Source organism: Rossellomorea aquimaris, from assembly GCF_001877785.1.
In the GTDB taxonomy this organism is placed as follows: Bacteria; Bacillota; Bacilli; order Bacillales; family Bacillaceae_B; genus Rossellomorea; species Rossellomorea aquimaris_A.
This window is the reverse complement of the sequence record NZ_MINN01000085.1, coordinates 113,028-125,278: the sequence shown is the minus strand read 5'-3', so window position 1 is coordinate 125,278 and position 12,251 is coordinate 113,028. Positions and strand designations below refer to the sequence as shown.

The 12,251-nt window shown below is 46.5% G+C and carries 12 protein-coding genes; 1 reads left to right on the top strand and 11 read right to left on the bottom strand.

All coding sequences use genetic code 11. The annotated features are described in order from the left end of the window. Positions 1-27: 27 nt before the first annotated feature. On the bottom strand, positions 28-1,575 hold the full coding sequence (locus BHE18_RS10480; protein WP_071618523.1) for an acyl-CoA carboxylase subunit beta: 1,548 nt from the start codon (positions 1,573-1,575) through the stop codon (positions 28-30). After that, entirely contained in the window at positions 1,575-1,994 is a 420-nt protein-coding gene (mce, locus tag BHE18_RS10475) for a methylmalonyl-CoA epimerase (protein WP_071618522.1), read from the bottom strand. The genes BHE18_RS10480 and mce overlap by 1 nt, the downstream gene beginning before the upstream one ends. A gap of 177 nt (positions 1,995-2,171) precedes the next feature. On the opposite strand from mce, the gene prli42 reads away from it, so the two are divergent. Continuing rightward, positions 2,172-2,285, top strand: coding sequence for a stressosome-associated protein Prli42 (gene prli42, locus BHE18_RS23215; protein WP_171910695.1), 114 nt, complete (start codon positions 2,172-2,174; stop codon positions 2,283-2,285). A gap of 51 nt (positions 2,286-2,336) precedes the next feature. On the opposite strand, the gene BHE18_RS10470 is transcribed toward prli42, so the two are convergent. The 9 genes from BHE18_RS10470 to BHE18_RS10430 all read right to left on the bottom strand — a co-directional run bounded on the left by BHE18_RS10470 (position 2,337) and on the right by BHE18_RS10430 (position 12,208). After that, positions 2,337-2,840, bottom strand: a complete 504-nt coding sequence (locus BHE18_RS10470; RefSeq protein WP_071618521.1) for a L,D-transpeptidase — start codon at positions 2,838-2,840, stop codon at positions 2,337-2,339. A gap of 27 nt (positions 2,841-2,867) precedes the next feature. After that, on the bottom strand, positions 2,868-3,854 hold the full coding sequence (locus tag BHE18_RS10465; RefSeq protein WP_071618520.1) for an aromatic acid exporter family protein: 987 nt from the start codon (positions 3,852-3,854) through the stop codon (positions 2,868-2,870). A 149-nt stretch (positions 3,855-4,003) separates the two neighbouring features. Continuing rightward, complete coding sequence (locus BHE18_RS10460) at positions 4,004-4,720, bottom strand: amino acid ABC transporter ATP-binding protein (protein ID WP_071618519.1); 717 nt, start codon at positions 4,718-4,720, stop codon at positions 4,004-4,006. After that, entirely contained in the window at positions 4,713-5,372 is a 660-nt protein-coding gene (locus BHE18_RS10455; protein WP_071618518.1) for an amino acid ABC transporter permease, read from the bottom strand. Before BHE18_RS10455 ends, BHE18_RS10460 begins: the two co-directional genes overlap by 8 nt. Before the next feature lie 83 nt (positions 5,373-5,455). Then, entirely contained in the window at positions 5,456-6,226 is a 771-nt protein-coding gene (locus BHE18_RS10450; RefSeq protein ID WP_071618517.1) for a transporter substrate-binding domain-containing protein, read from the bottom strand. Positions 6,227-6,651: 425 nt separating this feature from the next. Beyond that, positions 6,652-7,089 carry a BrxA/BrxB family bacilliredoxin gene (locus BHE18_RS10445; protein WP_071618516.1) on the bottom strand — a complete coding sequence of 146 codons (438 nt, stop codon included), beginning with the start codon at positions 7,087-7,089 and terminating at the stop codon, positions 6,652-6,654. A gap of 126 nt (positions 7,090-7,215) precedes the next feature. Beyond that, positions 7,216-8,247: a methylmalonyl Co-A mutase-associated GTPase MeaB gene (gene meaB, locus BHE18_RS10440; RefSeq protein ID WP_083573708.1), complete on the bottom strand. Its 1,032-nt coding sequence runs from the start codon at positions 8,245-8,247 to the stop codon at positions 7,216-7,218. Beyond that, a complete protein-coding gene (gene scpA / locus BHE18_RS10435; RefSeq protein WP_071618871.1) occupies positions 8,247-10,379 on the bottom strand; it encodes a methylmalonyl-CoA mutase in 2,133 nt (710 codons plus the stop codon). Before scpA ends, meaB begins: the two co-directional genes overlap by 1 nt. 20 nt (positions 10,380-10,399) lie before the next feature. After that, positions 10,400-12,208 carry a methylmalonyl-CoA mutase family protein gene (locus BHE18_RS10430; RefSeq protein WP_071618514.1) on the bottom strand — a complete coding sequence of 603 codons (1,809 nt, stop codon included), beginning with the start codon at positions 12,206-12,208 and terminating at the stop codon, positions 10,400-10,402. Between the last annotated feature and the right edge of the window lie 43 nt (positions 12,209-12,251).

Genomic DNA, 12,251 nt, shown 5'->3' with positions numbered 1-12,251 from the left:
ATGCGGGGACCGGACAAATAAACTCCCTTACAGAGGGATGTTGCCGTGTTTCTTCGCCGGTCTCTCTTCTTTTTTATTCCTCATCATTTCAAGGCCCTGGATCAGCTTGATGCGGGTTTCACGCGGATCGATGACATCATCGACCATCCCCCGGGATGCTGCCACGTATGGATTCGCGAATTTCTCGCGGTATTCCTCGATTTTCCGGGCGCGCAGTTCTTCAGGGTTATCGCTTGCGGCAATTTCCCTTGCGAAGATGATATTTGCCGCACCCTGCGGTCCCATGACGGCGATTTCGGCATTAGGCCACGCGAACACAAGATCCGCACCAATAGATTTGCTGTTAAGTGCTACGTAAGCTCCTCCGTAAGCCTTGCGCAGGATAACAGTCATCTTAGGCACCGTAGCTTCTGAGTAAGCATATAAGATTTTGGCGCCATGACGGATGATCCCCCCATGCTCCTGTTTGATCCCCGGGAAGAAACCTGTGACATCTTCAAATGTAATAAGGGGGATATTGAACGAATCGCAGAAACGGATGAACCTGGATGCCTTATCGGATGAATCGATATCCAGTCCTCCCGCCATGAACTTCGGCTGATTGCAAATGAGTCCTACGACCTCACCTTTGATGCGGGCAAAACCGACCACGATATTCTTAGCGAACTCCTTTTGAACCTCCATGAAGCTGCCTGAGTCCACGATTTCATTGATGACTGTCCGCACGTCATACGGGCGGAGCGCATCAAATGGGATGAGGTCGGTCAGGTCGGCACGGTAATCATCTTCCTCCGACGCTTCAAGGCGCGGCGGTTTTTCCTCATTGTTCTGAGGGAGGTAGCTTAATAATCTGCGCACCTCGAGAAGGACCTCTTCCTCGGTCTTCCCCCTGAAATGGGCATTACCGCTGATTGTATTGTGGACTTTCGCACCGCCGAGGTCTTCTGAACTGATTTTTTCCCCCGTCACTGTCTCTATTACCTTTGGACCGGTGATGAACATCTGGCTGGTTTCATCCACCATGAAAACAAAGTCCGTGATCGCAGGGGAATAGACTGCTCCTCCCGCACACGGGCCCATGATGACGGAAATCTGCGGAATCACTCCCGAGTAGATGGAATTACGGTAGAAGATGTGTCCGTATCCGTCGAGGGAAACAACACCCTCCTGGATCCGCGCGCCCCCCGAATCATTCAAGCCGATGAAAGGGGCCCCGTTTTTGACGGCCAAATCCATGACATGGGAAATTTTCTTCGCATGCATTTCCCCCAGTGCCCCGCCGAAAACAGTGAAGTCCTGTGAAAAGAGATAAATCGGCTTACCGTCCACTTTTCCGTATCCAGTGACGACTCCGTCCCCTGGTCCGTCCACTCCGTTCAACCCGAAATCAGAACATCTGTGTTCGATGAATGGGTTCAATTCAACAAAGCTTCCAGGATCGACCAGGATATCGATCCTTTCCCTTGCCGTCAGTTTCCCTTTTTCATGCTGTTTATCAATTTTCGCGTCACCGCCGCCAAGTTCCACTTCCCGTCTTCGGTCATAAAGTTCATTAATTTTCTCATAGATATCCATTATGCAAGATCCTCCTTGGTGTTTGATTTATCACAAAGCTCGTACAGGACGCCGTGGGATGATTTTGGATGCATGAAAGCGACCATGGCTCCGCCAGCCCCCTGTTTCGGGGATTCATTGATCATCTTCACGCCTTTTTCCTTCAATTCGGCAAGGCGGTCTTCGATCCCCTGCACACCGAAGGCGACATGATGTATCCCTTCTCCCCTTTTCTCGATGAATTTTGCAACAGGACTTTCATTATGTAGTGGTTCAAGTAATTCCAGTTTAATATTTCCTCCATCAATAAAAGCCACTTTTACTCCCTGGGATGCCACTTCTTCCATTTTCAGCAGCTTCAATCCAAGCGTTTGTTCATAAAATGGAAGAACATGTTCTATTGATGATACGGCTATCCCGATGTGATCCACTCTGTTCATTCTGCCCATCCCCTTACTAAATTCTGCTTGCCTTCTTTTAATTCATTCGATTCCGGGTGTCGAAAATCCTCCTATTTCCACGAAGAATTAAAGCGTTTTCTTTAAGGGGACAGGTTGTATTCTCAATCTATACGCGATAAAATATGCTTATAAAAAAATTTTCTAGGGTTTTACTGAATGAATGGAGAGATTCAATTGGGTAATAAAAAGATGCGAAAGATCGTTGTTTATTTAATGTTATTTGCAATGATTGCCTCCACGATTATGGCTGGCCTGACATTTTTATTATAAGTTCCGAAAAAAGGATTTGCCCTCCGTTAAATCGGAGAGCAAATCCTTTTTTTATTTCAATGCACCATATTCCTTACCCAGCTGTTTAAAAGTTTTTGGTGATTTGACGACGAGGACCCTTGTGCCGACGGGGACCCTGTCATAGATGAATTCTACGTTTTTGTTAAGCATTCGTATGCAGCCGTTTGAAATATATTTTCCGATGCTTGACGGCTGATTGGTGCCGTGGACGCCGTAGATCCTTCCATCCGTGCCTTTTGCATCGAATCCGATCCATCTCGATCCCAGTGGGTTCCTCGGGTCGCCGCCCGGGATATTCTTTTTGCGATAGTAGGGATTTTTTGCTTTTACCGTTACGGTGAAAAGCCCTTCCGGAGTTAAATCGGTTGTTTTGCCGGTAGCCACACCGTATGTGCCGGCAATCTTTCCTTCATTGATGAAGGAAAGCTGATTATTTTCTTTATTTACGATGAGAAACGGATCTCCCGGCAGCGGGTTCCTGCCCAGCGGCCAGATTGGAGACGCCATCAGCAAAATGGCAAGAAGTATGCGCATTGTTTCTGTCACCCTTTACATTCGATCTTAGGTGTAGTGTACTTCTCTTTTGCCTTTCTCATTCTTTTGAATCCCCTTGAAGGAGCTTTTGATCAACAAATACTGTTCCATCTCACGGACAAACTGATAAAGCGCTGCACGCACTTCAAATTCCTCGCGTGTTTTTGGAAGTTCCATCTGTTCGAACTCGACTTTCATATCGTACAATTTTTTTAGATAAAAAAGAGCTGTGTTGCCCGGATGGATATGCAGACTCAGTTCTTCCAGAAAATGGGCGATTTTTTTACCCGGTTCCACTTTTATGGAGATGGAGGCGGCGATCGGAAGTATGCGCTGCAAAATCTCAAACTGCTTTTCCCTCATCTTAAAGTAAAGATAATATAAATCCTCATGGCGGAGGAAGTGGTTTTCCACTTCTTTGAAAGCCAGGGACTTTGCCTCTTTCAGCAATTCTTCGGTTTCCGTTATTTCTCTGCCGTCCCAGTCACTCTGATTGGTTTTGAGATGGTTGATCAGTTCACAGAAAATTTTATAGAAGTTTGCTTCGATCTGCACCTGGTATTCTGCGAGTTTATTTTCTACACTCGGCATATACAGATTCATGATCAGGGCGATGCCGATGCCGATCACAATGATTCCCAGTTCATTTTCAAAAAGTCCAAGCGTTACATTTCCCGCGGAATAGACGTGAAGGATGATGACCGAACTGGTAACGATCCCTTCTTTTATCCGCATTGAAACGGTGACAGGGATGAAAACAAGAAGCAAGAGACCGATGACGGCCGGGTGGTATGCAATGAATTCAAAGAACGCCGCCGAAAATAACATGGCGATGACACATGCCGCAAATCTGCTTGAGGATGCCTTCACCGATTTTTTCTTTGTGTTTTGAATGCAGAGGATCGTCAAAATCCCCGCCGATACGAAATTATCAAGCTGTAACAATTGGGCGAGACTGATTGCCAGAGCAGTCCCGATCCCGGTCTTAAGTGTACGATATCCAATTCGGAACATGCTTTTTCTCCTAACAGTTAAAATGATTCTTTAAGAATACCATAGAAATGGACGAACGAAAAAGAAGGATTGACTCATTGCCAACCCTTCTTTTCTTCTGTTAGTTCTATACCGTTGCTTGCAGCACCTTTACCGGTAAAAAATCAAGCTTATAGTACTTTTTCAAGAAATTCTTTTGCCCTCGGAGTTTTCGGCTGAAGGAAGAAATCATCCGGATTCCCTTCCTCGACGATTTTGCCGTCATCCATGAATATGACCCTGTCGGCCACTTCTTTGGCAAACCCCATTTCGTGGGTTACAATAATCATGGTCATCCCGGATTTGGCCAAGTCTTTCATGACGGACAATACTTCCTTTACCATTTCAGGGTCAAGGGCGGATGTCGGTTCATCGAATAACATGACTTTCGGTTCCATCGCCAGAGCCCTGGCGATTGCCACACGCTGTTTCTGCCCTCCGGAAATCCGGTTGGGAAATTCACCGCTCTTCTCCTTCAATCCCACTTTTTTTAGTAATTCGATTCCCATGAGCTCTGCTTTTTCACGCTTTACTTTCTTCACCTTGATCGGCGAATAGGTTACATTTTCAAGCACAGTCATATGAGGGAAGAGGTGAAAATGCTGAAAGACCATCCCGACTTCCTGTCTGATCTGACTGATATTCTTATTATCAACAGACATACCCTCAAATTGAATGTTGCCGCCGCTTGGCTGCTCCAGATAATTCAGGCATCTCAGCAAGGTGGACTTCCCGGATCCCGAAGGACCGACCACCGCGAGTACTTCACCTTTTTGAACCGTAATATCAATACCTTTCAATACATCAAGTTTTCCGAATGATTTTGTAATCGCTGTTCCTTTAATCATTTCCTTTCAGTCTCCTTTCAAGCAGCTTGCCGAGCAGTGTCAATATCATGACCATAATATAATAGATGAACCCTGCAAGCAGGAGCGGTTCGAAGAACGAATAAAGATCGCTTCCGACCATATACGATCTTCTCATTACATCCATCGCCCCGATTACCGTGACAATGGCTGATTCCTTTGTCAGCGTGATAAATTCATTCATTAAAGCAGGCAGGATATTTTTTATCGCCTGGGGCAGAATGATATCCTTCATTGTTTGACTGTAGGGGATACCGAGGGCCATCGCGGCTTCCTTCTGTCCCTTATCAACGGCATTGATGCCCGCCCGGATGATTTCCGAGATATACGCAGCCGAGTTTAATGAAAAAGACAGTATCGCCGCAGTATAAGGCTCGATTTGTGTCCCGAACAGCTGGGGCGATCCGTAGAAAATGATCATCAGCTGCAGCACGAGCGGTGTACCTCTGAAGACCGATGTATAAATGTCAGCAAACCATACCAGCGGTTTTACTGAGCTGATTTTGAATAATGATAAAATGATGCCGAATAAAAACCCAAGAATACCTGCTGCTCCGACGATCATCAGAGTGACCTTCAATCCTTCCAGGATAAAAGGAATCGATGGAAGCAGTTGTGCAAAGTCCAGTTTCATATTTCATCCTCCGTCACTGTCTAAATTGAAGAAAGGCCAACCTTTGTGGATGGTCAGCCTTTCGTTTGCGTTTGCCAAAACCCTTATCCGTTGAACCATTTTTCCGCAAGTTTATCGAGTTCCCCGTTTTCTTCAAGTTTCTTTAAGGCAGCATTGAATTCTTCTGTAAGTTTGCTGTCCTTAGGAAAAGCAATGGCAGAGCCTGCTTCTTCCTCGCTGACTTCCATCGTTGTTCCTTGAAGGTCATTGTTCTTGTCGAGATAACCCGCTGCCACTGTATTTTCAATAATGATGGCATCGAACCGGCCATTTTGAAGATCCTGGATCAGTTCAGGGATACGGTCCCTCGTCTGCACCTTCAAATCAATGGATGACTGCATGCCCTCTGCTTCATCCTGCTGGATCGAACCTAACTGAACCCCGACCGTCTTGCCGTCCAGATCTTTTTCCGAGGAAATCCCGCTGTCTGTCTTTGTGAGGATCATGTTTTTTGCAGTGTAATACACATCACTGAAATCCACATTCTTCTTTCGCTCCGGGGTAGGTGTCATCGCCGAAAGGACGAAGTCCACCTGACCAGTCTTCAACGCGGTGATTAGCCCGCTGAACTCCATATCTTTTATTTCAACCTCATATCCCAGCTCGTCAGCCAGCAAATTGGCAAGATCTATATCGTATCCGATGAATTTGTCGCTGTTTGCAGTATCCACGTACTCAAATGGTTTATAGTCTGCGGATGTACCCATGACCAATTTCTTTGAATCACCGGATGCAGTGCTGCTTTCCTTCGAGCCGCATGCAGCAAGACCGGCTGACAATAATAGTGCCAAAGATAAGAGTATAAGCTTTTTCATTTGATTGTTGCCCTCCCGTTATGAATAAATATAAAAATTAATGTATATTAATTAGTATATTTGTAGTTTATCAGGTTTTTATATTTATGCAATACTTTTTATATTTATAAATTAATGTTTATATTTTCAGAAAAATCAAGGGGACTAAACATCCGGTCTGAATGCTGGTGTTTATTACCGGGCTAGCCTTCGCTTTTGGACGGGTGGTTGGTGAGCTTCGTTATTTTTGACAGGAACTGTTATTCTTTAGATTTCCCCCATTAATCTTTCGATTCCGGCGATAATTCCGTCACTTAGGAAAATAAGGAAATACAAACCCGTCCCTGGCCCCCACCACTCAAAACAAAAAACCCGAACCAATTCAAATTGGTCCGGGTTTAACTCAAGGCTCTAACAACATTGTAAGAGCCGATCCCTGAAGATACTTATACTTCTTCGCAATATTCATCAAAATAGGATTGAAGCTTGTTTACAACCGACATCGGGTCGTGGCCTTCGATTTCATGTCTTTCTACCATTGTCAAGAGTTCTCCATCTTTTAGGAGAGCGAAAGATGGCGAGGAAGGTGGATAACCGGTAAAGTAACTGCGTGCTTTAGCGGTTGCTTCTTTATCCTGGCCGGCGAATACCGTTACAAGCTGGTCCGGTCGTTTATCATAATGGATGGCATGTGCCGCTGCCGGACGGGCAATTCCGCCTGCACATCCACATACTGAGTTGATCATGACAAGTGTTGTACCCGGTTTGCTGAAAGCCTGTTCCACTTCTTCTTCTGATGTTAATTGTGAATATCCTGATGCCTCCATTTCCTGGCGGGCCTGGCGGACGATATCGTTCATAAATAAATTGAAATCCATATCCATTCTAAGACGCTCCTTTTCAATACTCTATGTCTTTATCATTCTTCACAGTAGACGAAGTTTGATGTACCCCCATCATACCAAGTTTGTCCCTTTATTTTCAATTAAAATTGACTAAAAAGGTGTGAATTAAGACTGCTTATACAGCTGAAGCAGTTCTTCGATGGCTTTCGAGGTGGTCAGGTCGCCGCTTTTGATTTTTTCTTCCATTTGCGGGACTGCCGGTTTAATTTTTTCGTCAAGGAAGAAATCTGAAAGGATCCGGTCTTTTAACATGGTGTAGAACCATTCTTTCTTTTGGCGAATCCTTCTTTCCTGAAAACCGCCTGTTTCTTTGGTGGCCTTCTCGAATTCATTTATGACATCCCATAACTCTCTCAAGCCTTTTTTTTCAAGGGCCGAGCATGTATACGCCCTTGAGTTCCATCCTTTTGTAGCAGGCACGAGGAAGTGAAGGATCTGGTTCAGTTCACGTCTCGTCTTTTCAGCGAGCTGCTTATTTTTCCCGTCCGCTTTATTGACGACCATGGCATCTGCGAGTTCCATGATGCCCTTTTTCATCCCTTGGAGCTCATCCCCCGCACCGGTGATAGCGAGTAAGAGGAAGAAGTCGACCATCTGCCTGACCATCACTTCACTCTGCCCGACTCCGACGGTCTCGATAATCATGATGTCATAACCTGCGGCTTCACATAAAAGCAGGGTCTCATTCGTCTTCCGGTGAACTCCGCCGAGCGTGCCTGCTGTCGGCGACGGCCTGACAAACGCCTTTGGATTTTTGGAAAGCTGCTCCATCCTTGTTTTATCCCCGAGGATGCTTCCCCCGGATAAGGAGGAGCTTGGATCGATGGCAAGAACCGCGACAGAGTGCCCCTGATTGCATAGCATTTCTCCAAACGCTTCGATGAAGGTGCTTTTCCCTGCCCCGGGGACTCCCGTAATCCCGATCCTGAGGCTGTTCCCGGTATAGGGCAACAATTCCCCGAGAAGTTCCTGTCCCCATTCATAGTGATGGGGGGCGTTGCTCTCTATGAGTGTGATGGCCTTTGCCAGGGAACTCCGATCTCCATTCAGGACTCCTTCTTTCAATGCTGGAATTGAAATGGAATCTCGTTTTCTCTTAACAAATCTCCTCTTTTTCTCCGGCTGCCGGGCATCCATTATTCGGTCACTTCCTCATATCCGAGGACTTCATAGATTTCCTTTATCACTTTTTGAGCCGCAACCGGTATGATCGTACCAGGTCCGAACACGGCGGATGCCCCGTTATTCAGCAGGAACTCATAGTCCTTGGCAGGAATGACGCCCCCTACGACAATCAATATGTCTTCACGGCCGAGTTTCGCAAGCTCTTCTGCAAGCTGCGGCAGGAGGGTTTTATGCCCGGCAGCAAGGGAGCTGAATCCTATGACATGCACATCGTTTTCGACTGCCTGCAGTGCCGTTTCCTCCGGCGTCTGAAACAGCGGTCCGATATCGACATCAAATCCAAGATCGGCAAATGCCGTACTGATTACCTTCGCACCCCTGTCGTGCCCGTCCTGGCCCATCTTAGCAATCAAGATACGCGGTCTCCTTCCTTCGTTTTCAAGGAATTCCTCGGTCATTTCCTGAACAACTGCAATTTCATTTTCATTCGAGAAATTTGAACTGTACACGCCGCTGATGCTCCTTATCGTCGCTTTATGCCTGCCTGATGCTTTTTCGACTGCATCGGATATTTCACCGAGGGTAGCTCTTGCACGTGCTGCGTCAACTGCCTTTTCAAGGAGATTTCCTTCCCCTGTCTGCGCTGCGTTCGTCAAGGTGTCCAGTGCCTTCAAGACTTCATCTTCATTTCTCTCTTCTTTTAACTTTTGGATTCTCTCGATCTGTTTTTGTCTGACGGCAGTATTATCAATATCGAGTGTTTCGATTTCATCTTCTTTTTCCAGACGGTACTTATTGACGCCGATGATCGATTCTTTACCTGAGTCGATCATTGCCTGCCTTCTTGCTGCCGCTTCTTCAATCCTCATCTTCGGCAAACCTGTTTCAATCGCTTTCGTCATCCCGCCGAGCTCTTCGATTTCTTCGATATGCTCCCATGCCTTCTCCATAAGCTGCTGGGTAAGGGATTCGACATAGTGGGAACCGGCCCAGGGGTCGATGACTTTTGTGATCAATGTTTCTTCCTGCAGATAAAGCTGGGCGTTCCGTGCGATCCGCGCTGAAAAGTCAGTCGGCAGGGCGATGGCCTCATCGAGTGCGTTCGTGTGAAGCGACTGGGTATGGCCCATCGCCGCTGCATGCGCCTCAATCAGGGTCCGGGTCACATTGTTGAAAGGATCCTGTTCTGTCAGGCTCCATCCCGATGTTTGGGAGTGGGTTCTGAGCGCCATTGATTTTACATTCAGAGGGGAAAAGGATTTCATCATCTTGGCCCAGATCCTTCTCGCAGCACGCATTTTTGCCACTTCCATGAAATAATTCATCCCGATCGCCCAAAAGAATGACAGTCTGGGTGCGAAAGAATCAATGTCAATCCCTGCCTTCAAACCAGTCCTGACGTATTCAAGCCCGTCTGCGAGGGTATAGGCTAGCTCGATATCGGCAGGTGCCCCCGCTTCCTGCATATGATATCCCGAGATGCTGATGCTGTTGAATTTAGGCATGTTCCTGGAGGTATATTCAAAGATATCCGCTATGATTTTCATGGAAGTCTCCGGCGGGTATATATACGTATTCCTCACCATGTATTCTTTCAGGATATCATTTTGAATGGTACCTGAGAGCTTCTCATGCGGGACACCCTGTTCTTCTGCCGTGACGATATAAAAAGCAAGGATCGGCAGCACGGCGCCGTTCATCGTCATCGATACCGACATTTGATCAAGCGGGATCCCATCGAAAAGTATTTTCATATCGAGGATGGAATCGATTGCCACCCCTGCTTTTCCGACATCCCCCACCACCCTTGGGTGATCGGAATCATAGCCCCTGTGTGTCGCAAGGTCGAAGGCCACCGAAAGGCCCTTCTGCCCCATGCTTAAGTTTCTCCGGTAAAACGCATTACTTTCTTCTGCAGTTGAAAAACCTGCATATTGACGCACGGTCCACGGCCTGTTCACATACATCGTCGGATACGGCCCGCGGGTGAAGGGGGCAATACCAGGCAAATCTTCACGATGGGACATAGCCTTGGTATCTTCCTCTGTATAGAGCGACTTGATCGTTATATTTTCATTTGTTTCATAGGTGCTGCCTGGAGCAGAAAAATCTCCCGCCGCGCCCTTTTGGGAATATGGGTCCATTCCCTGCCAGTCGGGTTTAATCATTTCTTTTCCTCCTCCCAGATGGTCAATAAATCATTCAGTTTCTCCAGCATATTCTGGTTCCGGTGGATACAGCCGTGCAACCCAAGCTGAGTCCAGGCCGCCATCTTCTCTTCGTTCAATTTACCTGCAGCATCGATTTTTATTTGTGAATGGTAATTGCCGGCTGCCTCTATGATCAAAGGGAGCCATGAATCATATTCTTCATCCCTGCCGCAAACAACATAATATGGATAATTGGTTTCTTGCATGAAGGCGAGGACATCCTCCTTCGTAAAACAAGGACGGCTGAGGTGGGAATGAATGCCCCCTGTGGACAAGAAACCACTGACAAAATCTGCGCGCGGCTTGTGATTCTTCAGTTCACCCAGTCCAATGATTCCGGATGCTGGTTTTTCCCCTGACTTTCCGATTTCTTCAGCCCTTCTCCTGAGCTTTTCAAAAGGCAGGGATAGCCTGTTATCATCTGACGCTTTTACGCCGGTAAGCGAATCTTCCGGATTTGAATAGATGTTTGTTCCGATCATGGATTGTGAACGCGTGGATAAATCAGCAAGCCTCTTTTCCAGCACCTTGTTCACGCTCTCCTGTATATCGCCTTTCTTCAATAAAGCGGACATTCCGCCTTCCGAATCGATCCGCAGGAATTCCGACCAGGCTTTTCTTCCGACCTCTTCGGTCAGCCATTCCACATAATAGGAACCCCCGGCAGGATCGATCACTTTATTTAAATGAGCTTCTTCCCCAAGGATCAGCTGTATGTTGCGTGCAGCCCTTTCAGAGAGCGCTGTTGTCTCTCCCGATACGCTGTCAAAAGGATGTACAACCAGATAATCGACGCCGGAAAGAACGGCTGAAAATGCCTCTCCGCCTGTACGGAGAAGGTTCACATGGGGATCAAGGGCCGATTTATTGAACTGTGATGTTTCAGCACTGATACTGATGAAGCGTTCACATAATTCTTTATCAATGCCATAAGAAGCAAGAATGTCCTTCCATACCTTTTTGAACGCTCTTATCTTGGCTAATTCCATGAAGAAGTGACTTCCTGCCGAGAAATGAACATGCATTTTTTCAGCAATCTCTTCAGGCGACCATCCCTTTTCTTGAAATAAATCAAAATATAAGACTCCCGTACTAAATGCATAAGCAAGCTCCTGCACTGCATTCGCTCCATGATTGTGATAGGGTGTCGTATTGATGACGATTGTTTTAATGTGAGGGAGGGTGGATGACACAGCGACAGTCTTTTCTGCCCATTCATCAAGCGGGCAATCCCCCTGCCTGAATCCAATTTCAGATATTGGATCAAATCCGATCACTCCGTGGAAACTTTTCAGCGATTCATCGCTTTCCGCCAAGGAAGACAGTCTGTCAGCCAGATCAGCATTAGTCTTCTCAATGTTGAATAAAGACAGGTTTCCTCCCGCAGCCGCGTGGATAAAGTTGTCAAACCCTTCATCCATTTGCATATCTTCCACTGAAAAAGACAAGCAGTTTTGTCCTCTTGAAACTGCGGCTTGCAGGGCATGTGACAACTCTTCCCATGTTCCCCTTTTTATTATTTGGGCGATGTTCCACTCTTGAATACTGCAAATTTTATTATTTACAGCCGGTATATAGGACTCCACCCGGTCGATCGCGGGAAGGTCTTCTTTGGTAAACAGCGGCTTGAGCCTAATCCCTTCATACGTTTCGGTATGTAATGATTCTATACTACTCCCTTTTAAGGCTTTTTCAGCCGCTTCCTGCCATGTTTGCAGATTGGGTGGATCGAATGTTTGGTTCTTCATCTCACTAAGCTTCATAGTACCCCTCTTTCATTTCACATTTTTGAAATCGTTTTCAAAA

Bases quoted from the DNA above. Each gene is read 5' to 3' on its own strand.
- BHE18_RS10480 (WP_071618523.1), bottom strand. From the start codon at position 1,575: ATGGATATCTATGAGAAAATTAATGAACTTTATGACCGAAGACGGGAA.
- mce (WP_071618522.1), bottom strand. From the start codon at position 1,994: ATGAACAGAGTGGATCACATCGGGATAGCCGTATCATCAATAGAACAT.
- prli42 (WP_171910695.1), top strand. From the start codon at position 2,172: ATGAATGGAGAGATTCAATTGGGTAATAAAAAGATGCGAAAGATCGTT.
- BHE18_RS10470 (WP_071618521.1), bottom strand. From the start codon at position 2,840: ATGCGCATACTTCTTGCCATTTTGCTGATGGCGTCTCCAATCTGGCCG.
- BHE18_RS10465 (WP_071618520.1), bottom strand. From the start codon at position 3,854: ATGTTCCGAATTGGATATCGTACACTTAAGACCGGGATCGGGACTGCT.
- BHE18_RS10460 (WP_071618519.1), bottom strand. From the start codon at position 4,720: ATGATTAAAGGAACAGCGATTACAAAATCATTCGGAAAACTTGATGTA.
- BHE18_RS10455 (WP_071618518.1), bottom strand. From the start codon at position 5,372: ATGAAACTGGACTTTGCACAACTGCTTCCATCGATTCCTTTTATCCTG.
- BHE18_RS10450 (WP_071618517.1), bottom strand. From the start codon at position 6,226: ATGAAAAAGCTTATACTCTTATCTTTGGCACTATTATTGTCAGCCGGT.
- BHE18_RS10445 (WP_071618516.1), bottom strand. From the start codon at position 7,089: ATGGATATGGATTTCAATTTATTTATGAACGATATCGTCCGCCAGGCC.
- meaB (WP_083573708.1), bottom strand. From the start codon at position 8,247: ATGGATGCCCGGCAGCCGGAGAAAAAGAGGAGATTTGTTAAGAGAAAA.
- scpA (WP_071618871.1), bottom strand. From the start codon at position 10,379: ATGGACCCATATTCCCAAAAGGGCGCGGCGGGAGATTTTTCTGCTCCA.
- BHE18_RS10430 (WP_071618514.1), bottom strand. From the start codon at position 12,208: ATGAAGCTTAGTGAGATGAAGAACCAAACATTCGATCCACCCAATCTG.